This is a genomic window from Streptomyces sp. NPDC017979 (assembly GCF_044328175.1).
Taxonomy (GTDB): Bacteria; Actinomycetota; Actinomycetes; order Streptomycetales; family Streptomycetaceae; genus Streptomyces.
Genome location: NZ_JBIRGU010000018.1, coordinates 116,139 through 136,724, shown reverse-complemented (window position 1 = coordinate 136,724; position 20,586 = coordinate 116,139). Strand labels below are relative to the sequence as shown.

At 71.6% G+C, this 20,586-nt stretch carries 19 protein-coding genes; 13 read left to right on the top strand and 6 right to left on the bottom strand.

What is annotated here, in order from left to right:
- Nucleotides 1–73 precede the first annotated feature (73 nt).
- The 9 genes from ACH4E8_RS32590 (at nt 74) to ACH4E8_RS32550 (ending at nt 10,261) form a co-directional block, all read left to right on the top strand.
- Complete coding sequence (locus ACH4E8_RS32590; RefSeq protein WP_361967473.1) at nt 74–826, top strand: YebC/PmpR family DNA-binding transcriptional regulator; 753 nt, start codon at nt 74–76, stop codon at nt 824–826.
- A 136-nt stretch (nt 827–962) separates the two neighbouring features.
- Complete coding sequence (gene ruvC / locus ACH4E8_RS32585) at nt 963–1,511, top strand: crossover junction endodeoxyribonuclease RuvC (RefSeq protein WP_398455110.1); 549 nt, start codon at nt 963–965, stop codon at nt 1,509–1,511.
- Nucleotides 1,508–2,125, top strand: coding sequence for a Holliday junction branch migration protein RuvA (gene ruvA / locus ACH4E8_RS32580; protein WP_398455108.1), 618 nt, complete (start codon nt 1,508–1,510; stop codon nt 2,123–2,125). The genes ruvC and ruvA overlap by 4 nt, the downstream gene beginning before the upstream one ends.
- A gap of 109 nt (nt 2,126–2,234) precedes the next feature.
- Nucleotides 2,235–3,368 carry a Holliday junction branch migration DNA helicase RuvB gene (ruvB, locus tag ACH4E8_RS32575; RefSeq protein WP_398455106.1) on the top strand — a complete coding sequence of 378 codons (1,134 nt, stop codon included), beginning with the start codon at nt 2,235–2,237 and terminating at the stop codon, nt 3,366–3,368.
- Nucleotides 3,369–3,530: 162 nt separating this feature from the next.
- The gene (gene yajC, locus ACH4E8_RS32570) at nt 3,531–3,983 is read left to right on the top strand and encodes a preprotein translocase subunit YajC (RefSeq protein WP_398455104.1); all 453 of its coding nucleotides are present in this window, start codon (nt 3,531–3,533) and stop codon (nt 3,981–3,983) included.
- A gap of 144 nt (nt 3,984–4,127) precedes the next feature.
- On the top strand, nt 4,128–5,903 hold the full coding sequence (gene secD / locus ACH4E8_RS32565) for a protein translocase subunit SecD (protein WP_398455102.1): 1,776 nt from the start codon (nt 4,128–4,130) through the stop codon (nt 5,901–5,903).
- A gap of 2 nt (nt 5,904–5,905) precedes the next feature.
- On the top strand, nt 5,906–7,021 hold the full coding sequence (secF, locus tag ACH4E8_RS32560; protein ID WP_398455144.1) for a protein translocase subunit SecF: 1,116 nt from the start codon (nt 5,906–5,908) through the stop codon (nt 7,019–7,021).
- A complete protein-coding gene (locus ACH4E8_RS32555; RefSeq protein ID WP_398455101.1) occupies nt 7,018–7,560 on the top strand; it encodes an adenine phosphoribosyltransferase in 543 nt (180 codons plus the stop codon). Before secF ends, ACH4E8_RS32555 begins: the two co-directional genes overlap by 4 nt.
- 160 nt (nt 7,561–7,720) lie before the next feature.
- Nucleotides 7,721–10,261 carry a RelA/SpoT family protein gene (locus tag ACH4E8_RS32550; RefSeq protein WP_398455099.1) on the top strand — a complete coding sequence of 847 codons (2,541 nt, stop codon included), beginning with the start codon at nt 7,721–7,723 and terminating at the stop codon, nt 10,259–10,261.
- Nucleotides 10,262–10,340: 79 nt separating this feature from the next.
- Here the strand turns inward: ACH4E8_RS32550 and ACH4E8_RS32545 are convergent, their stop codons facing one another.
- Together ACH4E8_RS32545 and ACH4E8_RS32540 are read right to left on the bottom strand one after the other, a co-directional pair.
- Nucleotides 10,341–11,570: a DUF349 domain-containing protein gene (locus ACH4E8_RS32545; RefSeq protein ID WP_398455098.1), complete on the bottom strand. Its 1,230-nt coding sequence runs from the start codon at nt 11,568–11,570 to the stop codon at nt 10,341–10,343.
- Between the two features lie 195 nt (nt 11,571–11,765).
- Entirely contained in the window at nt 11,766–12,566 is an 801-nt protein-coding gene (locus ACH4E8_RS32540) for a peptidylprolyl isomerase (protein WP_398455097.1), read from the bottom strand.
- Nucleotides 12,567–12,756: 190 nt separating this feature from the next.
- On the opposite strand from ACH4E8_RS32540, the gene ACH4E8_RS32535 reads away from it, so the two are divergent.
- Together ACH4E8_RS32535 and hisS are read left to right on the top strand one after the other, a co-directional pair.
- Nucleotides 12,757–13,464: an MBL fold metallo-hydrolase gene (locus ACH4E8_RS32535; protein WP_398455095.1), complete on the top strand. Its 708-nt coding sequence runs from the start codon at nt 12,757–12,759 to the stop codon at nt 13,462–13,464.
- 13 nt (nt 13,465–13,477) lie between these two features.
- Entirely contained in the window at nt 13,478–14,740 is a 1,263-nt protein-coding gene (gene hisS, locus ACH4E8_RS32530; protein ID WP_398455093.1) for a histidine--tRNA ligase, read from the top strand.
- Between the two features lie 50 nt (nt 14,741–14,790).
- Here the strand turns inward: hisS and ACH4E8_RS32525 are convergent, their stop codons facing one another.
- The 4 genes from ACH4E8_RS32525 to ACH4E8_RS32510 are packed head-to-tail and all read right to left on the bottom strand — an operon-like array spanning nt 14,791 to nt 18,360.
- The gene (locus tag ACH4E8_RS32525) at nt 14,791–15,411 is read right to left on the bottom strand and encodes a response regulator (protein WP_398455091.1); all 621 of its coding nucleotides are present in this window, start codon (nt 15,409–15,411) and stop codon (nt 14,791–14,793) included.
- On the bottom strand, nt 15,408–16,661 hold the full coding sequence (locus tag ACH4E8_RS32520; RefSeq protein WP_398455090.1) for a sensor histidine kinase: 1,254 nt from the start codon (nt 16,659–16,661) through the stop codon (nt 15,408–15,410). Before ACH4E8_RS32520 ends, ACH4E8_RS32525 begins: the two co-directional genes overlap by 4 nt.
- Nucleotides 16,619–17,476: an ABC transporter permease gene (locus ACH4E8_RS32515; RefSeq protein WP_398455088.1), complete on the bottom strand. Its 858-nt coding sequence runs from the start codon at nt 17,474–17,476 to the stop codon at nt 16,619–16,621. The genes ACH4E8_RS32520 and ACH4E8_RS32515 overlap by 43 nt, the downstream gene beginning before the upstream one ends.
- Nucleotides 17,473–18,360 (bottom strand): ABC transporter ATP-binding protein, encoded by an 888-nt coding sequence (locus ACH4E8_RS32510; RefSeq protein ID WP_398455086.1) that lies wholly within the window; start codon nt 18,358–18,360, stop codon nt 17,473–17,475. The genes ACH4E8_RS32515 and ACH4E8_RS32510 overlap by 4 nt, the downstream gene beginning before the upstream one ends.
- A 145-nt stretch (nt 18,361–18,505) precedes the next feature.
- Here ACH4E8_RS32510 and ACH4E8_RS32505 point away from each other — a divergent pair, with 145 nt between their 5' ends.
- Both ACH4E8_RS32505 and ACH4E8_RS32500 read left to right on the top strand, forming a co-directional pair.
- Nucleotides 18,506–19,141 carry a vitamin K epoxide reductase family protein gene (locus tag ACH4E8_RS32505; protein WP_398455084.1) on the top strand — a complete coding sequence of 212 codons (636 nt, stop codon included), beginning with the start codon at nt 18,506–18,508 and terminating at the stop codon, nt 19,139–19,141.
- Between the two features lie 72 nt (nt 19,142–19,213).
- Nucleotides 19,214–20,560, top strand: a complete 1,347-nt coding sequence (locus ACH4E8_RS32500; protein ID WP_398455083.1) for a replication-associated recombination protein A — start codon at nt 19,214–19,216, stop codon at nt 20,558–20,560.
- The last annotated feature ends 26 nt before the right edge of the window (nt 20,561–20,586 follow it).

Here is a 20,586-nt window from a genome sequence, read left to right as displayed (position 1 = left end):
CTGCCGAGCACCGCAGCAGTGCGACTCACGACGGCAGTGCAGCAGCAATCGGTTACGCGAAGGAGACAGGCAGATGTCCGGCCACTCTAAATGGGCTACGACGAAGCACAAGAAGGCCGTGATCGATGCCAAGCGCGGCAAGCTCTTCGCGAAGCTGATCAAGAACATCGAGGTCGCGGCCCGGATGGGCGGCGCCGACATCGACGGCAACCCGACCCTCTTCGACGCCATCCAGAAGGCCAAGAAGCAGTCGGTGCCGAACAAGAACATCGACTCGGCCCTCAAGCGCGGCGCCGGCCTGGAGGCCGGCGGCGCCGACTACGAGACGATCATGTACGAGGGCTACGGTCCGAACGGCGTCGCGGTGCTCATCGAGTGCCTCACCGACAACCGCAACCGTGCCGCGTCCGACGTCCGCGTCGCCATGACCCGCAACGGCGGCTCCATGGCCGACCCGGGCTCGGTCTCGTACCTCTTCAACCGCAAGGGCGTGGTGATCGTCCCCAAGGGCGACCTGTCGGAGGACGACGTCCTCGGCGCCGTCCTGGACGCGGGCGCCGAAGAGGTCAACGACCTCGGCGAGTCCTTCGAGGTGCTGAGCGAGGCCACCGACCTCGTCGCGGTCCGCACCGCGCTCCAGGAGCAGGGCATCGACTACGACTCCGCCGAGGCGAACTTCGTCCCGACCATGCAGGTCGAGCTGGACGAAGAGGGCGCGCGCAAGATCTTCAAGCTGATCGACGCGCTGGAGGACAGCGACGACGTGCAGAACGTCTTCGCCAACTTCGACGTCTCCGACGAGATCATGGAGAAGGTCGACGTCTGACGGCCGGCGGCCGACCTGACGAGGGCGGGCCGGAGGGAGAAACCCCCTCCGGCCCGCCCTTGTTCGCGTGCTGCGCGTGCGATGTCAGTACCAGCCGATAGCCTGCACAAACAGATGAACGAAGGAGGGGTGGCGCGTGCGCGTGCTGGGGGTCGACCCGGGGCTGACCCGCTGTGGCGTCGGGGTGGTCGAGGGGGAGGCGGGCCGCCCGCTGACGATGGTCGACGTCGGCGTGGTGCGCACCCCGCCCGACGCGGAGTTGGGCCATCGGCTCGTCGCCATCGAGGCGGGCATCGAGAAGTGGCTCGACGCCCACAACCCCGACCGGGTCGCCGTCGAGCGCGTCTTCAGCCAGCACAACGTACGGACGGTGATGGGCACCGCGCAGGCCAGCGCCGTCGCCATGCTCTGCGCCTCCCGCCGCGGCATCCCCGTCGTCCTGCACACCCCGAGCGAGGTCAAGGGCGCCGTCACCGGCAGCGGCCGGGCCGACAAGGCGCAGGTCGGCGCGATGGTGACCCGTCTCCTACGGCTCGACGCACCGCCCAAGCCGGCGGACGCGGCGGACGCCCTCGCCCTCGCGATCTGTCACATCTGGCGCGCCCCGGCACAGAACCGGCTCCAGCGCGCCGTAGCCCTCCACCGCCGCCCCTCCGCGCACCCCCCGAAAGGCCGTACGTCATGATCGCCTTTGTGAGCGGCCAGGTCGCAGCCCTCGCCCCGACGACCGCGGTGATCGAGGTCGGCGGGGTCGGCATGGCCCTGCAGTGCACCCCCGACACCCTCTCCAAACTGCGCATCGGCGAAGCGGCCAAGCTCGCCACCTCCCTCGTCGTGCGGGAGGACTCCCTCACGCTCTACGGCTTCGCCGACGAGGACGAGCGGCAGGTCTTCGAACTGCTCCAGACCGCCAGCGGCGTCGGCCCCCGCCTGGCCCAGGCCATGCTCGCCGTCCACTCCCCGGACGCCCTGCGCATCGCCGTCTCCACCGGCGACGAGAAGGCGCTCACCGCCGTCCCCGGCATCGGCAAGAAGGGCGCGCAGAAGCTGTTGCTGGAGCTGAAGGACCGGCTCGGCGAGCCGGTGGGCGCGCTCGCCGGACGCCAGGGCGTCGGCACCGCGATCAGCGCGTCCTGGCGCGACCAACTGCACGCCGCCCTCATCGGCCTCGGATACGCCACCCGCGAGGCCGACGAAGCGGTGGCCGCGGTCGCTCCGCAGGCGGCAGCCGCGGGCGGCGAGCCCCAGGTCGGCCAGCTCCTGAAGACCGCGCTCCAGACGCTGAACCGGACGAGATGACCCGGCGCCGCGACCCGGCCCGGCGGCCCGGTCGCACCCCGCCCGCCCGTACCCCCTCCGCCGAAGCAACCGCGGCCCCGGCCGCCCGACCACACGAGGCACACGCGCAGTGAACTGGGACGACGCCCCTCACGAAGACGGCCCTGACGGTTCCGCCGGCCCCGCCGGCTCGTACGGCCCCGACCTCGGCGCGTCCGACGGCGCCGAGGACCGGCTCGTCGGCGCTTCGGCGGGCGACGAGGACCAGGCCGTCGAGGCCGCCCTGCGCCCCAAGTCGCTGCACGAGTTCGTCGGCCAGGAGCGCGTCCGCGAACAGCTCGACCTCGTCCTCACCGCGGCCCGGGCCCGCGGCGCGACCGCCGACCACGTCCTGCTCTCCGGCGCCCCCGGCCTCGGCAAGACCACCCTCTCGATGATCATCGCCGCCGAGATGCAGGCCCCGATCCGGATCACCTCCGGCCCGGCCATCCAGCACGCCGGGGACCTCGCGGCGATCCTCTCCTCCCTCCAGGAGGGCGAGGTCCTCTTCCTCGACGAGATCCACCGCATGTCCCGGCCCGCCGAGGAGATGCTGTACATGGCCATGGAGGACTTCCGCGTCGACGTGATCGTCGGCAAGGGCCCCGGAGCCACCGCCATCCCCCTGGAGCTGCCCCCCTTCACCCTGGTCGGCGCGACCACCCGGGCCGGACTGCTGCCCCCGCCGCTGCGCGACCGCTTCGGCTTCACCGCGCACATGGAGTTCTACGACCCCGCCGAGCTGGAGCGGGTGATCCACCGCTCCGCGCAACTGCTCGACGTGGAGATCGAGGCGGACGGCGCCGCCGAGATCGCCGGCCGCTCCCGAGGCACGCCCCGCATCGCCAACCGTCTGCTGCGCCGGGTCAGGGACTACGCCCAGGTCAAGGCGGACGGCGTGATCACCCAGGAGGTGGCGGCCGTCGCCCTCGGGGTGTACGAGGTCGACGGCCGCGGCCTCGACCGGCTCGACCGCGCCGTGCTCCAGGCCCTGCTGAAGCTGTTCGGCGGCGGCCCGGTCGGCCTGTCGACCCTGGCCGTGGCGGTGGGGGAGGAGCGCGAGACCGTCGAAGAAGTGGCGGAGCCCTTCCTCGTACGGGAGGGTCTGCTGGCGCGCACGCCGCGCGGCCGGGTCGCCACCCCCGCCGCCTGGGCGCACCTCGGGCTCACGCCGCCGGCGCAGGCGCCCGGCACCGGGGGACAACAAGGGCTGTTCGGGGCGTGACGGCGCGGTACTGTCCGACTACGGAACTCCAGTGGGATGCTGGGCGTTGTTCCAGTGATGCGGACTCGCTTAGACTCCGCCGATGCCGCCCTTCCAGGTCGGCGTGCCCACCCCCGTAGATAGGCCGCCTCAGCGACGCGGTCGTGAAGGAAGTTTCTTCCCGTGAGTCTCCTGACCTTCCTCCCCTTCATCGTGCTCATCGGGGCCATGTTCCTGATGACGCGCTCCGCCAAGAAGAAGCAGCAGCAGGCCGCCAACATGCGCGACTCCATGCAGCCGGGCACCGGAGTGCGCACGATCGGAGGCATGTACGCCACCGTCAAGGAGATCAGCGACGACACCGTGCTCCTTGAGGTCGCCCCTGGCGTCCACGCCGTCTACGCGAAGAACGCCATCGGCGCGGTCCTCGACGACGAGGAGTACAACCGCATCGTCCACGGCGACGTCCCCGGTGAGGAGATCCCGGCCGTGCCGGACGACGCCTCCTCGCTGACCGAGGGGTCCGACGAGGGCCGCGTCGACCTCGGCAAGAAGGACGCCGACGCGGAGACGGCCGCGGACGCCGCCGAGGACGAGACCGTGTCCAAGGACAGCAAGACCGACGGCGAGAAGTAGCCATCAAGGGGACCGCCGGGGCACAGAGGGTGCCCCGCGGTCCCCTGGTCGTGTTGACTTCTGCGGGGGCTGGGCCCCACAACACTTCGTGGCCGCCCCTGCGCACACCCGGCGCGGGGCGGTTGGACAGGGAGAAACGAGAAGGTGGCAGCACCTAAGAGGGGCCGAAGGCCCGCGGGGGGCCAGGGGAGGCCGGGGCGCACCCTGGTCCTCATCCTGATTGCGATGGCCGCGCTCACGGGCGGGATGTTCTGGTCCGGGGAGACCACCCCGCGCCTGGGCATCGACCTCGCGGGCGGTACGACGATCACGCTGAAGGCCAAGGCCGAGCCCGGCAAGGAAAGCGCGATCAACGAGACCAACATGAACACGGCGGTCGGCATCATCGAACGCCGTGTCAATGGTCTCGGCGTCTCGGAGGCCGAGGTCCAGACCCAGGGCCGCGAGAACATCATCGTCAACATCCCCAAGGGGACCGACTCGGAGCAGGCGCGCAAGCAGGTCGGCACCACCGCGCAGCTGTACTTCCGACCAGTCCTAGCCGTCGCCCCCGGGGGCCCAGCCGCCCCGCAGCCCAGTCCGTCGGCCTCCGCCGACGGCAAGGAGGGCGACAAAGCCAAGGGGAACCCCTCCACCGCGCCCTCCGGATCGGCGAGCACCAAGCCCAGCACCGGTGCCACCACCCAGGGCCGCGCCGTCACCGAGGGCCTGAAGGCGCCCTCGCCGTCGGCCTCCGCCTCCGCCGCCGCGGACTCGGACAAGCCGTCGGACGGGGCCTCGCAGCCCCCCAAGACCGACCCCGGCACGCCTCCCGCCAACGCCGACCTCGAAAAGCGCTTCGCCGCGCTGAACTGCGAGGACCCCAAGGCCCGCAGCGCCGCCGGTGACGCCGACCGCCCCGAGGACACCGTCATCGCCTGCGGCAAGAACGGCGCCGACCAGTGGGAGAAGTACATCCTCGGCCCCGCCGAGGTCGACGGCAAGGACGTGGACGACGCCAAGGGCCAGCTGGACCAGCAGCGCGGCATGTGGATCGTCACCATGGACTTCACCAAGTCCGGCTCGAAGAAGTTCGAGAAGATCACCGGCAAGCTGGCCACCCAGCAGCCGCCGATGAACCAGTTCGCCATCGCGCTCGACGGCGAGGTCGTCTCGGCCCCCGAGGTCAAGCAGGCCCTCAGCTCCAACGCCGAGATCTCCGGCAGCTTCGACCAGGATTCCGCCCAGGACCTGGGCAACATCCTCTCCTACGGTGCGCTGCCGCTGAGCTTCGAAGAGCAGAGCGTCACCACCGTCAGCGCCGCGCTCGGCGGCGAGCAGCTGCGGGCCGGCCTCATCGCCGGTGCCATCGGCCTCGCCCTGGTCATCATCTACCTGGTGGTCTACTACCGCGGCCTGGCGCTGATCGCGATCCTCAGCCTGATGGCGTCCGCGGTCCTCACCTACACGCTGATGTCGCTGCTCGGCCCGGCCATCGGCTTCGCGCTGAACCTCCCCGCGGTCTGCGGCGCCATCGTCGCCATCGGCATCACAGCGGACTCGTTCATCGTCTACTTCGAACGGGTCAGGGACGAGATCCGCGAAGGCCGCACCCTGCGCCCGGCCGTCGAGCGCGCCTGGCCCCGTGCCCGGCGCACGATCCTCGTCTCCGACTTCGTCTCCTTCCTCGCCGCCGCCGTGCTCTTCCTCGTCACCGTCGGCAAGGTCCAGGGCTTCGCGTTCACGCTCGGCCTGACCACCCTGCTCGACGTCGTCGTGGTGTTCTTCTTCACCAAGCCGCTGATGACGCTGGCCGCCCGCTCGAAGTTCTTCGGCAACGGCCACCCCTGGTCCGGGCTCGACCCCAAGCGGCTGGGCGTCACGCCCCCGCTGCGCCGCTCCCGTCGCACTCCCGCCCCCATCGACCCGAAGGAGGCGTGAGCATGTCGCGTCTCGGCACCATCGGCGCCCGGCTCTACCGCGGCGAGATCGGCTACGACTTCGTCGCCAAGCGCAAGTTCTGGTACGCGGTCTCGATCCTGATCACCATCACGGCCATCGTCGGCCTGGCGGTGCGCGGCCTGAACATGGGCATCGAGTTCAAGGGCGGCGCCGTCTTCACCACCCCGAAGACCAGCGCCTCCGTCAGCCAGGCCCAGGAGTACGCGGAAGAGGCGTCCGGCCACCAGGCCATCGTCCAGAAGCTGGGCAACGGCACCCTGCGCATCCAGGTCAGCGAGCTGGACACCGCCACGGCCACCAAGGTCCAGAACGAGCTGGCCAAGGACCTGGACATCGCCGCCGACAAGATCGACGCCGAGCTGGTCGGCCCCAGCTGGGGCGAGCAGATCGCCAACAAGGCGTGGCAGGGCCTGGCGATCTTCATGGTCCTCGTGGTGATCTACCTCGCCATCGCCTTCGAATGGCGCATGGCGCTGGCCGCCCTCATCGCCCTGATCCACGACCTCACGATCACCGTCGGCGTCTACGCCCTGGTCGGCTTCGAGGTCACCCCGGGCACGGTGATCGGTCTGCTCACCATCCTCGGCTACTCCCTCTACGACACCGTCGTCGTCTTCGACGGACTCAAAGAGGGCGCCAAGGACATCACCAAGCAGACCCGCTTCACCTACAGCGAGCTGGCCAACCGCAGCCTCAACGGCACCCTGGTGCGCTCCATCAACACCACCGTCGTCGCGCTGCTCCCCGTCGCCGGTCTGCTCTTCATCGGCGGCGGGTTCCTGGGCGCCGGCATGCTGAACGACATCTCGCTCTCGCTCTTCGTCGGCCTCGCCGCCGGTGCGTACTCCTCGATCTTCATCGCGACCCCGCTGGTCGCGGACTTCAAGGAGCGCGACCCGCAGATGAAGGCGCTGCGCAAGCGGGTGCTCGCCAAGCGGGCCCGCAGTGAGCAGGAGGAGCCCGAGGGCGGTGCCACCGCCGGTGACGAGCCGCAGGACGCGCTCCCCGGTGACGCCGCGGCGGCCGCCGCGGGCGGCTCCGGCGTCGTAGGCCAGCGCGGCCGCGGTCGGGGCAAGTCCTCCGGGCGGCGCCGATGACCGCGGGCGTGCGGGAGCTGCTGCTCAGCCGGATCCGCGACGTCCCCGACTATCCGCAGCCGGGCGTGGTGTTCAAGGACATCACCCCGCTGCTCGCCGACCCCGAGGCGTTCACCGCCCTGACCGACGCCCTCACCGAGCTGTGCGTACGCCACGGCGCGACCAAGGTCGTCGGTCTGGAGGCCCGCGGATTCATACTGGCGGCCCCCGTCGCGGTCCGCGCCGGCCTCGGCTTCGTCCCGGTCCGCAAGGCGGGCAAGCTCCCCGGAGCCACCCTCGCCCAGTCGTACGACCTGGAGTACGGCAGCGCCGAGATCGAGGTGCACGCCGAAGACCTGCGCCCCGGCGACCGGGTCATGGTCATCGACGACGTGCTGGCCACCGGAGGCACCGCGGGCGCCGCAGCGGAGCTGATCCGCCGCGGCGGCGCGGACGTCGCCGGCGTCGCCGTGCTGATGGAGCTGGGCTTCCTCGGCGGTCGCGGCCGGCTGGAGCCGGTCCTCGGGGGCGCTCCCCTGGAGTCGCTGCTCGCGCTCTGAGACGCCCCGTACACGGCGGAAACAACAGACCCCTGGGGCTCCGGGAATTCCGGAGCCCCAGGGGTCTGTTCCAGCCACGGGGGCGCAGGAACGGCCGGGTCGATACGATGGGCTCTCCGGACCTGTCCCGGGGGGACCCGGAACCGCACGAGGAGCGCTCTTGCCAGACGAGGCCCGTCCCGCCACCGCACCGCACGGCCCCAAGGCCGAAAGGGCCGCAGCGGCCCCAGCCACGCCCGAGAAGAAGCCGGTCGAACGCACGGGCCAGGCGGCGCCCGAGCGTGCGAAGGGCTCGGGCGCGACCTCCTCGTCCGCCCTGCGCTCCGCGCCCACCCCGTCCGCGGTCAGGCGCAGCACCACCCCCGCCGGCACCTCCTGGTCCACCGGCGGCGGACAGCGCAGCGGGGGCTCGTCCAACCGGGTCCGCGCCCGCCTCGCCCGGCTCGGCGTGCAGCGCTCGTCCCCGTACAACCCCGTCCTGGAGCCGCTGCTGCGGATCGTCCGCGGCAACGACCCCAAGATCGAGACCGCCACGCTCCGCCAGATCGAGAAGGCGTACCAGGTCGCGGAGCGCTGGCACCGCGGGCAGAAGCGCAAGAGCGGCGACCCGTACATCACCCACCCCCTCGCGGTCACCACCATCCTCGCCGAGTTGGGCATGGACCCCGCCACCCTGATGGCCGGGCTGCTGCACGACACCGTCGAGGACACCGAGTACGGCCTCGACACCCTCCGCCGCGACTTCGGCGACCAGGTCGCCCTGCTCGTCGACGGCGTCACCAAGCTGGACAAGGTCAAGTTCGGCGAGGCGGCGCAGGCGGAGACTGTGCGCAAGATGGTCGTCGCCATGGCGAAGGACCCCCGGGTCCTGGTGATCAAGCTCGCGGACCGGCTGCACAACATGCGCACCATGCGCTACCTCAAGCGGGAGAAGCAGGAGAAGAAGGCCCGCGAGACGCTGGAGATCTACGCCCCGCTGGCGCACCGGCTGGGCATGAACACCATCAAGTGGGAGCTGGAGGACCTCGCCTTCGCGATCCTCTACCCCAAGATGTACGACGAGATCGTGCGGCTGGTGGCGGAGCGGGCGCCCAAGCGCGACGAGTACCTGGCCATAGTGACCGACGAGGTCCAGTCCGACCTGCGTGCCGCCCGGATCAAGGCCACCGTCACCGGCCGGCCCAAGCACTACTACAGCGTGTACCAGAAGATGATCGTCCGCGGTCGGGACTTCGCGGAGATCTACGACCTGGTCGGCATCCGGGTCCTGGTCGACACCGTCCGGGACTGCTACGCGGCGCTCGGCACCGTCCACGCGCGGTGGAACCCGGTCCCCGGCCGGTTCAAGGACTACATCGCGATGCCGAAGTTCAACATGTACCAGTCGCTGCACACGACGGTCATCGGACCCAACGGCAAGCCGGTCGAGCTCCAGATCCGCACCTTCGACATGCACCGCCGCGCCGAGTACGGCATCGCCGCGCACTGGAAGTACAAGCAGGAGGCGGTCGCCGGCGCCTCCAAGGTGCGCACCGACGTGCCGAAGAAGTCCGGCAAGGACGACCACCTCAACGACATGGCGTGGCTGCGCCAGCTCCTGGACTGGCAGAAGGAGACCGAGGACCCCTCGGAGTTCCTGGAGTCGCTGCGCTTCGACCTCTCCCGCAACGAGGTCTTCGTCTTCACGCCCAAGGGCGACGTGATAGCGCTGCCCGCCGGCGCCACCCCGGTCGACTTCGCCTACGCCGTCCACACGGAAGTGGGCCACCGCACGATAGGGGCGCGGGTCAACGGCCGGCTCGTCCCGCTGGAGTCGACCCTGGACAACGGCGACCTGGTGGAGGTCTTCACCTCCAAGGCGGAGGGCGCCGGGCCGTCCCGCGACTGGCTGGGCTTCGTCAAGTCGCCCCGGGCCCGCAACAAGATCCGCGCCTGGTTCTCCAAGGAGCGGCGCGACGAGGCGATCGAGCAGGGCAAGGACGCCATCGTCCGGGCCATGCGCAAGCAGAACCTGCCGATCCAGCGGATCCTCACCGGCGACTCCCTCGTCACCCTCGCCCACGAGATGCGCTACCCGGACATCTCGTCGCTGTACGCGGCGATCGGCGAGGGCCACGTCGCCGCTCAGGGCGTCGTACAGAAGCTGGTGCAGGCGCTCGGCGGCGAGGAGGCCGCCACTGAGGACATCGCCGAGTCCTCGCCGCCGGCCCGGGGCCGCAGCGGCAAGCGCCGCTCGAACGCCGACCCCGGGGTCGTGGTCAAGGGCGTCGACGACGTCTGGGTGAAGCTGGCGCGCTGCTGCACCCCGGTGCCCGGCGACCCGATCATCGGCTTCGTCACCCGCGGCAGCGGCGTGTCCGTGCACCGCGCCGACTGCGTCAACGTCGACTCCCTGTCGCAGCAGCCCGAGCGGATCCTCGACGTCGAGTGGGCCCCCACCCAGTCGTCGGTCTTCCTGGTCGCCATCCAGGTCGAGGCGCTGGACCGGTCCCGGCTGCTGTCGGACGTCACCCGGGTCCTGTCCGACCAGCACGTGAACATCCTGTCGGCCGCCGTGCAGACCTCCCGCGACCGGGTGGCCACCTCGCGGTTCACCTTCGAGATGGGCGACCCCAAGCACCTCGGTCACGTGCTGAAGGCGGTGCGGGGCGTGGAGGGCGTGTACGACGTCTACCGGGTCACCTCGGCCCGCCGCCCCTGAGCCCCGGGACGACCGGAACGACGTGGGCCCCGCCTCTCGCAGAGGCGGGGCCCACGTCGTCGTACGGGTCGGGTCGGCGTCAGCCGCCGAACTCCTCCAGGCCCTTCAGCGCCTGGTCCAGCAGGGCCTGGCGGCCCTCCAGCTCCTTGGCGAGCTTGTCGGCCTTGGCGTTGTTGCCGGCGGCGCGCGCCGCGTCGATCTGGCTGCGCAGCTTGTCGACCGCAGCCTGGAGCTGGCCCGTCAGACCCGCGGCCCGCGCCCGGGCCTCCGGGTTCGTCCGGCGCCACTCGTTGTCCTCGGACTCCTGGAGGGCGCGCTCCACCGCGTGCATCCGGCCCTCGACCCGGGCCCGGGCGTCCCGCGGGACGTGGCCGACGGCCTCCCAGCGCTCGTTGATCGCGCGGAACGCGGACCGGGCGGCCTTCAGGTCCGTCACCGGCACCAGCTTCTCCGCCTCGGCCGCCAGCTCCTCCTTGAGCTTCAGGTTCTCCGCCTGCTCGGCGTCCCGCTCGGCGAAGACCTCGCTGCGCGCGGCGAAGAAGACGTCCTGGGCACCGCGGAAGCGGTTCCACAGGTCCTCCTCGGCCTCCCGCTGGGCCCGACCGGCCGCCTTCCAGTCCGCCATCAGCTCGCGGTAGCGGGCGGCGGTGGCGCCCCAGTCCGTGGACCCGGAGAGCGCCTCGGCCTCGGAGACCAGCCGCTCCTTCGTCTTGCGGGCGTCCTCGCGCTGCGCGTCCAGCGACGCGAAGTGCGCCTTGCGGCGCTTGGAGAAGGCCGAGCGGGCGTGCGAGAAGCGGTGCCACAGCTCGTCGTCGGACTTCCGGTCGAGCCGGGGCAGCCCCTTCCAGGTGTCGACCAGGGACCGCAGCCGCTCGCCGGCCGTCCGCCACTGCTCGCTCTGCGCCAGCTCCTCCGCCTCGGCGACCAGCTCCTCCTTGGCGCGGCGCGCCTCGTCGTGCTGCTTCGCCCGCTGGACCTTGCGCTCCTCGCGACGCTTGTCGACCGTCTCGACCAGGGCGTCCAGGCGCTTCGCCAGGGCGTCGAGGTCACCCACGGCGTGGTGCTCCACCACCTGCTGGCGCAGGTGGTCAATTGCCGTCTGCGCGTCCTTGGCCGACAGGTCGGTGGTCTTCACCCTCTTTTCGAGGAGGCCGATCTCGACCACCAAGCCCTCGTACTTGCGCTCGAAATAGGCCAGGGCCTCCTCGGGGGTCCCGGCCTGCCACGAACCGACGACCTTCTCCCCGTCGGCAGTACGCACGTACACGGTGCCCGTCTCATCGACACGGCCCCACGGGTCGCTGCTCACAGCGCCTCCTCCACCTGATGCCGACGGAGGAGGTCCCCCGGGCATCGTCCACAGTTTCCTGGGGCGAGCTGCGCCCGCCCTGCACAACGCCAATCTAGGCGACCGGTCGCCCGGCTGTCCGCACTCAGCGCGCGCGAATTCCAACCCTCCCGCGCCGGGGCGGCCACCCGGGGCGAACCGGGGTCGCCCGGACCGTCACCCCTTGCTCACGGCCGCCTTCTCGACGGTGACCGCCGACTTCGGCGCTCCGTCGCCGGCGCCGCCCTCGACTCCGGCCTCGGCCACCTTCTGCACGGCCTTCAGCCCGGCTTCGTCCATCTTTCCGAACGGCGTGTACGACGGCGGCAGCTTGGTCTCCTTGTAGACCAGGAAGAACTGGCTGCCGCCGGAGTTCGGCGCCCCGGTGTTGGCCATCGCCACGGTGCCCGCCGGGAAGGTCACCTTGCCGTCCGCGCCCGCCTTGCCGAGCGCGGTCAGGTTCTCGTCGGGGATGTTGTAGCCGGGGCCGCCCGTGCCGTCGCCCGTCGGGTCGCCGCACTGGAGCACGAAGATGCCCTGCGTGGTCAGCCGGTGGCACTTGGTGCCGTTGAAGTAGCCCTTGTCGGCGAGCGACTTGAAGGAGTTCACCGTCCGCGGCGTCTTCGCGGCCTCCATCGCGACCGCGACCGGACCGTGGTTGGTCTCCAGCGTCATCGTGTACGGGGCCTTGGCGTCGATCGCCATCTTCGGCTCGGGGACCTTCGGCTCCTCCGGCTTCGGGCTCGGCGGCGTCTGGGTGGCCTGGTCCGCCGCCGTCTGCTGGTCGGACTTGTCGCCGTTGTCGTCGCTGCCGACGATGGACGCGGCGGCCACCGCACCGCTGATCAGCACCACGACCACCGCAGCCGCGATGACCGAGTTGCGCTGCTTGCGTCTGCGGGCCGCCGCGCGGCGCTGCTGCTGACGCTCGAACTTCTCGCGGGCCAGCTGCCGGCGCCGCTGATCGCTGTTGACCACCGAGTTCCGCTCCTCTTCAGTGCTCTTCAGTGTCCTTGAGTGTCCTTGAGCCCCAAGGGCGTGCGTACGCATCAGAACGTCGCGCGTGCCCGTACCGTATACGGGTTCGCTGTGCGAGCAGCAGGGCCGGTAGGCTCTGACCTGTTGCTTGTCTGCGCAACGGCCCATCCCCGACCCGATGAGGACGAACGTGCTGATTGCCGGGTTCCCCGCAGGGGCCTGGGGGACCAACTGCTATCTGGTCGCCCCCGCCGCTGGCGAGGAGTGCGTGATCGTCGACCCAGGTCACCAGGCCGCCGAAGGCGTCGCGGAGACCGTGGCCAAGCACCGGCTGAAGCCGGTCGCCGTCGTCCTCACGCACGGCCACATCGACCACGTGGCCTCGGTCGTCCCGGTGTGCGGCGCCCACGACGTGCCCGCCTGGATCCACCCGTCCGACCGGTACATGATGAGCGACCCGGAGAAGGCGCTCGGCCGCTCCTTCGGGGCCCAGCTGATGGGCGAGCTCACCGTCGGCGAACCGTCCGACGTGCACGAGCTGACCGACGGCGCCAAGCTCGACCTCGCCGGTCTGGAGCTGACCGTCTCCCACGCCCCCGGCCATACCAAGGGGTCGGTGACGTTCGGGACGCCCGAGGCCGGTGACGTACCACCGGTCCTCTTCTCGGGCGACCTGATCTTCGCCGGCTCCGTCGGACGCACCGACCTGCCCGGGGGCGACCAGGGCGAGCTGCTCGAATCGCTGGCACGCGTGTGCCTGCCGCTCGACGACTCGACCGTGGTCCTGTCGGGACACGGTCCCCAGACGACCATCGGCCGCGAGCGCGCCGCCAACCCCTATCTGCGGGCAGTGGCGACCGGCCTCGGGAGCACGGACGCTCCCCGACGAGGAATGTGAAGAAGAGACCTCCGTGAGCACTTTCCAGGCCCCCAAGGGCACGTACGACCTGCTGCCGCCCGATTCCGCGACCTTCCTCGCGGTCCGGGAGGCGCTCGCCGCGCCGCTGCGCAACTCCGGCTACGGCTACGTGGAGACGCCCGGCTTCGAAGACGTCGAGCTCTTCGCCCGCGGTGTCGGGGAGTCCACCGACATCGTCACCAAGGAGATGTACACCCTCACCACCAAGGGCGGCAGCCAGCTCGCGCTGCGCCCCGAGGGCACCGCGTCCGTGCTGCGCGCCGCGCTGGAAGCCAATCTGCACAAGCAGGGCTCGCTGCCGGTGAAGCTCTGGTACTCCGGTTCGTACTACCGCTACGAGCGTCCCCAGGCGGGCCGCTACCGGCACTTCTCGCAGGTCGGCGCGGAGGCCATCGGCGCCGAGGACCCGGTGCTGGACGCCGAGCTGATCATCCTGGCGGACCAGGCGTACCGCTCGCTGGGGCTGCGCGACTTCCGGATCCTGTTGAACTCGCTCGGCGACCAGGAGTGCCGGCCGCGCTACCGCGAGGCGCTGGTGGCCTTCCTGCGCGGACTCGACCTCGACGAGGAGACCCGGCGCAGGATCGACATCAATCCGCTGCGGGTCCTCGACGACAAGCGGCCCGAGGTGCGCAAGCAGCTCGTCGACGCGCCGGTGCTCCGCGACCACCTGTGCGAGAACTGCCGGGCGTACCACAAGGGGGTCCGGGAGCTGCTCTTGGAAGAGGGCGTCTCCTTCGAGGACGACGACCGCCTCGTGCGCGGTCTGGACTACTACACCCGCACCACCTTCGAGTTCGTCCACGACGGCCTGGGCTCGCAGTCCGCGGTCGGCGGCGGCGGGCGCTACGACGGCCTGTCGGAGATGATCGGCGGCCCCGCGCTGCCGTCCGTGGGCTGGGCGCTGGGGGTCGACCGCACGGTGCTGGCGCTCCAGGCGGAGGGCGTGGCGCTGGACGTGCCGCCGGCCACCAGCGTGTACGCCGTCCCGCTGGGCGAGGAGGCCCGCCGGGTGCTCTTCGGCGTGGTCACCCGGCTGCGCAAGGCGGGCGTCGCCGCGGACTTCGCGTACGGCGGCCGGGGCCTGAAGGGTGCCATGAAGGCGGCCAACCGCAGCGGTGCGCGGTACGCGATCGTCGCCGGCGAGCGCGACCTGGCCGAGGGGCACGTGCAGTTGAAGGACATGGAGTCCGGGGAGCAGAACCCGGTGCCGCTGTCGGACGTGACCGAGGCGGTCCGGCGCAAGCTGGCGTGAGGGCGCGGGGCCCGCGGAACGAGGTGACGCCTCGCTCCGCGGGCCCCGCGTCACAGCAGGTCCCAGCGCATCGCCCGGGTCACCGCCGCCGTCCGGTCGGCCACCTCCAACTTGCCGAACACCCGCAGCAGATGGGTCTTCACCGTGGACTCGCCGATGAACAGCCGGCGGCCGATCTCCGCGTTCGTGCACCCCTCCGCCACCAGCCGCAGCACCGAGGTCTCCCGCTCCGACAGGTGCGGACGCTCGGGCCGGTCCCGCAGCCGGTCGACGAGCCGGGTGGCCACCGAGGGCGCGAGGACGGTCTCGCCGCGCGCGGCGGCCCGGATCGCCCCGGCGAGTTCTTCCCTGGCCAGGTCCTTCAGCAGATAGCCGGCGGCGCCCGCGGCGACCGCGCGCAGGATGTCGGAGTCCGTCTCGTACGTGGTGAGCACGATGACCCGGCAGGGCAGCCCGGCCGACCGCATCCGGGTGATCGAATCGACGCCCGAGCCGCCCGGCATCCGCAGGTCCATCAGCACGATGTCGGGGCGCAACCGTGCGCTCAGCGCTTCGGCCTGCGGTCCGCTGGACGCCTCGCCGACCACTTCGAGGTCGGGCTCGGCGCCGAGCATGCCGCGCAGCCCCTCGCGGACCACGGGGTGGTCGTCGGCCAGCAGGATCCGGATCATCGAAGGCCCTCCTCGGGGCGGGGCGGGGGGATCGGCAGGGTGACGGAGACGGTGGTGCCCCGGCCCGGGGCGCTGTGCACCTCGGCCCGGCCGCCGACCTCGGCCGCCCGGGCGCGCAGGCCCCGGAGCCCGAAGCCCGCCGGCGGCGCGGCGGTGTCGAAGCCGCGCCCGGTGTCGTGGACGCGGAGCCGCAGCTCGTCGTCCGTACGGTCGAGGTCGACGCTCACCCCGGCACCTGCGCCGGCGTGCTTGGCGGCGTTGGCCAGGGCCTCCTGGCAGGCGCGCAGCGCCACCAACTCCAGGGCCGGCGCCAGGGGGCGTCCGCCGCCGGTCACCGTCACCCGGGCCGGCGGGGCGTGCCGCTCGGCGAGCCGGCGCAGCGCGTCGGGCAGCGAGCTGCCGTCGAGTTCGGCCGGTGCACCGCCGGCGACCAGCGCCCGGGCCTCGGCCAGGTTCTGCCGCGCGGTCTGCGCCATCATCCCCAGATGGCGCCGGGCCCCGTCCGGGTCCCGGTCCAACTCGCCCTCCACCGCCTGGACCAGCATCAGCAGACTGGTGAAGCCCTGGGCGAGGGTGTCGTGGATCTCCCGGGACATCCGCTCCCGTTCGGCGAGCGCCCCGTGGGCGGCGGACAGCCGGGCGAGTTCCTCGCGCCGGGCCTCCAACTCGGCGATCAGCTCCGCCCGCTCCCGGCTCTGGTCGATGACCCGCATGATCCAGCGGCCGAAGACGGCGGAGAAGGCGAGCGCGGTGGCCGCCGACAGGAAGACGAAGACCACGGTGCGAACGGGCGGACCGCGCCACACCACCCAGGTCACCACCGGCACCACGGTCACCAGCGTCGCGACCAGCAGCGCGGCCCGCATCCGCAGCAGCATGAAGCACTGCGGCAGCAGGGCGAACACGGCGAGCTTGATGTCGGCCACCATCGCCGCGGGCGGTACGTAGAGCACGACCGCCCCGACGACGTAGATCCGGGTCTGCCGCTCGTCGGCCTCCCGCCGTGCCAACTGGGGCCGCCCGAAGACCAGGTACCACGGCATCAGCAGCGCCAGCAGCCCCGCCGCGACCAGCCGCTGGGCGTCGTCGTGGTCGGCCGTGGTGAGGGTGACGACGAGGGCGGTCACCCACACCACGGCGAAGTAGGCGTCCCACGCCCGGCTGGTCCGCTCCCACACGTGGGAGGCGCCGTCACGGGCTCCGGCCGTCATCGACCGTCGTTGCTCTTCCAGCGGAACGTCAGCAGGCACAGCACCAGTCCTCCGATGCACCACGCGCCCAGGACCAGGGCGACCATCCCGAACTCGGTGGAGCCGGCGGGCTCCAGCACCCGGGCGGACTCCGGCAGGAACACCCCCCGCAGCCCCTGGACCATCCACTTCAGCGGGAAGAGCGATGCGACGTTCAGCATCCAGTCGGAGAGGCTGGTGATCACGATATACACACCGGAGATGAACTGGAGGACCTGGAACGGCAGCGTGACGACGGAGGACGCGCTCTGCGCCGACTTCGGGACGCTGCTGATCGCGATCCCCAGCAGGGTGCACGAGGTCAGCCCGAGGACGAAGATCCAGCCGAAGGCGAACCAGTCGCCCGCCCCCGACGGGAGGTCGACGTCGTAGAGGTGCCTGCCGACGGCCAGCAGGGCCGCGGTCTCCAGCACTCCGGTGACCAGGACCAGCCAGATCTTGCCGAGGAAGTACGCGGCCGGCGGCATCGGCGTGCCCCGGAGCCGGCGCAGTTGCTTGGACTCCCGCTCGACGGCGATCGAGACGCCGAGCGACTGGAAGCTGGTCGACATGATGCCGGCGGCGATCATCGCCGGGACGTAGAGCTGGGCCGCGGTGACGCCGCCGGGCTTCTCGTCGTCGCCGAAGACGGAGGCGAAGAGCACCAGCAGCACGATGGGGAACGCGAAGGTGAAGACGGCCTGTTCGCGCTGGCGGAAGAAGGTCCGCACCTCCAGGGCGCCGCGCAGCAGTCCCAGCCGCCAGGCGCCGGGCAGCGGGGGAGCGTCGCCCCGGGCCGCGGCCGGCGCGGGCACGGCGTACGGCGGGCGCTTCATGACGCACCGCCCTGCGGCGCGCCCGTGGACCGGTCGGCGCCGTCCTGCTCGGCGAGCCGGAGGTACGCGTCCTCCAGGGTGGGCCGGGTGACCGTGAGCCCGGGCAACTCGCCGCCGAGGCGCTGCGCGAGGGCGACGACGGTACGGGCGGGGGTGGCGGTGTGCTCCTGGCGCGGGGTGCCGTCGGGGTCGGTCCAGGCGACCGTCGCCCGCGCCCCGTACTGCTCGCGCAGGAAGGCGGCGCTGCCCTCGGCGACGACCCTGCCCCGGGACACCACGGCGATCCGGTCGGCCAGCGCCTCCGCCTCGTCGAGGTAGTGGGTGGTGAGCACGATGGTGGTGCCCTCGTCGGCCAACAGCCGGATCAGGGACCAGAACTGTCGCCGGGCCGCCGGGTCGAAGCCGGTCGTGGGCTCGTCGAGGAGCAGCAGTTCGGGGCGGCCGACCACCCCGAGCGCGACGTCCAGCCGGCGCCGCTGTCCGCCCGAGAGCGCTCCGACGCGGCTGCTCGCCTTCGACCGCAGCCCCACCAGCTCGATCACCTCGGCGGGGTCGCGCGGGGCGGGGTAGTAGTGCGCGAAGTGCGACACCGTCTCCCGCACCGTCAACTCGGCGGGCGCCGATTCATCCTGCCAGACGACACCAATTCGAGACCGCCAGCGACGATTTCCGGCCGCGGGATCGCAGCCGAGCACGGTCACCTCGCCGCCGTCCCGGCTCCTGTGCCCCTGGAGGACCTCCACCGTCGTCGTCTTGCCGGCGCCGTTCGGCCCCAGCAGCCCGAACACCTCACCGCGGCGGATGCCCAGGTCCAGCCCGTCAACCGCCGTCACACCGCCGTACCGCTTGCGAAGCCCGGCCACGCTCACCGCGAGTTCTTCCATGGCCCCCAGCCTGCTCACGGAGGGTGAGGGCCGGTACGACCGGGTGTCCACCGCTCTGTCCGTCGAACGATGGACACCCAGGTACGTGCGGCACAATGACCGTGCCCGAGCAGGCCACGGCGACGGAACGAACGGCGAGAGCGATATGGCGACAGCGACGGTGGGCGACGTGACCCCGGACGAGCAGACGGACGGCACCCCGACCGCGATCGGCGGCAGCCGTCCCTTCGCCTGGCTGCTGGTGATCACGGGGGCGGCGGGCCTGCTCGCCGCCTGGGTCATCACCCTCGACAAGTTCAAGCTGCTCGAAGACCCGTCGTTCACCCCGGGGTGCAGCCTGAACCCGGTGGTCTCCTGCGGCAACATCATGAAGAGCGAGCAGGCGTCGGTGTTCGGCTTCCCGAACCCGATGCTGGGCCTCGTCGCGTACTCGATGGTGATCGCGATCGGCGTCGGACTGCTCGCCGGCGCCCGCTACCGCCGCTGGTACTGGCTGGGCCTGAACGCCGGCTGCCTCTTCGGCGTCGGCTTCTGCATGTGGCTGATGTACCAGTCGCTGTACAACATCAGCTCCCTGTGCCTGTGGTGCTCGCTGGCCTGGGCCGCCACGATCGTGATGTTCTGCTACGTCACGGTGCACAACGTCCGGCACCGGATCATCAAGGTCCCCGAGGGCCTGCGCCGCGGCCTCATGGAATTCCACTGGATGCCGCCGGTGCTGTGGATCGGGATCATCGGCATGCTGATCCTGACCCGCTGGTGGGACTTCTGGACCAGCTGACCGGGCCAGGGGCGGGGGCCGGCGGCGGTCGCGCCGGCAGCCGTGTCAGTGGGCTGGCATAGGCTTCTCAGCGTGGAGCCCGACCTCTTTACCGCCGCCGCCGAAGAACGCCAGGAGAAGGACCCGTCCAGCAGCCCCCTGGCCGTCCGGATGCGCCCGCGCGACCTCGACGAGGTCGTCGGCCAGCAGCACCTGCTCAAGCCCGGCTCCCCGCTGCGCCGGCTGGTCGGCAGCGGGAACGGCCCGGCCGGAGCGTCGTCCGTGATCCTCTGGGGCCCGCCCGGCATCGGCAAGACGACCCTGGCGTACGTGGTCTCCCGGGCCACCGACAAGCGGTTCACCGAGCTGTCGGCGATCACCGCGGGCGTCAAGGAGGTGCGGGCGGTCATCGACGGCGCGCGCCGGGCCGCCGGCGGCTTCGGCAAGGAGACGGTCCTCTTCCTCGACGAGATCCACCGCTTCTCCAAGGCCCAGCAGGACTCCCTGCTCCCCGCCGTGGAGAACCGCTGGGTCACCCTGATCGCCGCGACCACCGAGAACCCCTACTTCTCCGTGATCTCCCCGCTCCTCTCCCGCTCCCTGCTGCTGACGCTGGAGCCGCTGACCGACGAGGACCTCAAGGGCCTGCTCCAGCGCGCGCTCACCGCCGAGCGGGGCCTGGCCGGCGCGGTCGAACTCGGCGCGGACGCCGAGGCGCACCTGCTGCGGATCGCCGGGGGGGACGCCCGCCGGGCGCTGACCGCCCTGGAGGCCGCGGCCGGCGCCGCGATCGACAAGGGCGAGCGGGAGATCTCCCTGCAGACCGTGGAGGAGACCGTCGACCGCGCCGCGGTGAAGTACGACCGCGACGGGGACCAGCACTACGACGTGGCCAGCGCGTTGATCAAGTCGATCCGCGGCTCGGACGTGGACGCCGCCCTGCACTACCTGGCCCGCATGATCGAGGCGGGGGAGGACCCCCGGTTCATCGCGCGCCGACTGATGATCTCCGCCAGCGAGGACATCGGGCTCGCGGACCCCACCGCGCTGCCGACGGCGGTCGCCGCCGCCCAGGCCGTGGCCATGATCGGCTTCCCGGAGGCGGCGCTGACCCTGAGCCACGCCACCATCGCGCTCGCCCTCGCCCCGAAGTCGAACGCGGCGACCACGGCCATCGGGGCGGCCCTCGCCGACGTGCGCGCCGGCCTCGCCGGCCCGGTGCCCCAGCACTTGCGCGACGGGCACTACAAGGGTGCGAAGGCCCTCGGCCACGCCCAGGGTTACGTCTATCCGCACGACGTGCCCGGCGCCATCGCCGCCCAGCAGTACGCCCCCGACGCCGTGCACGGCAAGACGTACTACGAACCCACGCGCTACGGCGCCGAAGCGCGGTACGCGGACGTGGTGGAGAAGGTGCGGGAGCGGCTGCGCGGCAGTTGATCCGGCCGGAGCGGCACGGGCGTGCC

Coding starts and splice junctions, on each gene's coding strand:
- ACH4E8_RS32515 (WP_398455088.1), bottom strand. CDS start 17,476: ATGAAGCGCCCGCCGTACGCCGTGCCCGCGCCGGCCGCGGCCCGGGGC.
- ACH4E8_RS32525 (WP_398455091.1), bottom strand. CDS start 15,411: ATGATCCGGATCCTGCTGGCCGACGACCACCCCGTGGTCCGCGAGGGG.
- ruvA (WP_398455108.1), top strand. CDS start 1,508: ATGATCGCCTTTGTGAGCGGCCAGGTCGCAGCCCTCGCCCCGACGACC.
- ACH4E8_RS32555 (WP_398455101.1), top strand. CDS start 7,018: ATGACCGCGGGCGTGCGGGAGCTGCTGCTCAGCCGGATCCGCGACGTC.
- ACH4E8_RS32505 (WP_398455084.1), top strand. CDS start 18,506: ATGGCGACAGCGACGGTGGGCGACGTGACCCCGGACGAGCAGACGGAC.
- secF (WP_398455144.1), top strand. CDS start 5,906: ATGTCGCGTCTCGGCACCATCGGCGCCCGGCTCTACCGCGGCGAGATC.
- ACH4E8_RS32590 (WP_361967473.1), top strand. CDS start 74: ATGTCCGGCCACTCTAAATGGGCTACGACGAAGCACAAGAAGGCCGTG.
- ACH4E8_RS32510 (WP_398455086.1), bottom strand. CDS start 18,360: ATGGAAGAACTCGCGGTGAGCGTGGCCGGGCTTCGCAAGCGGTACGGC.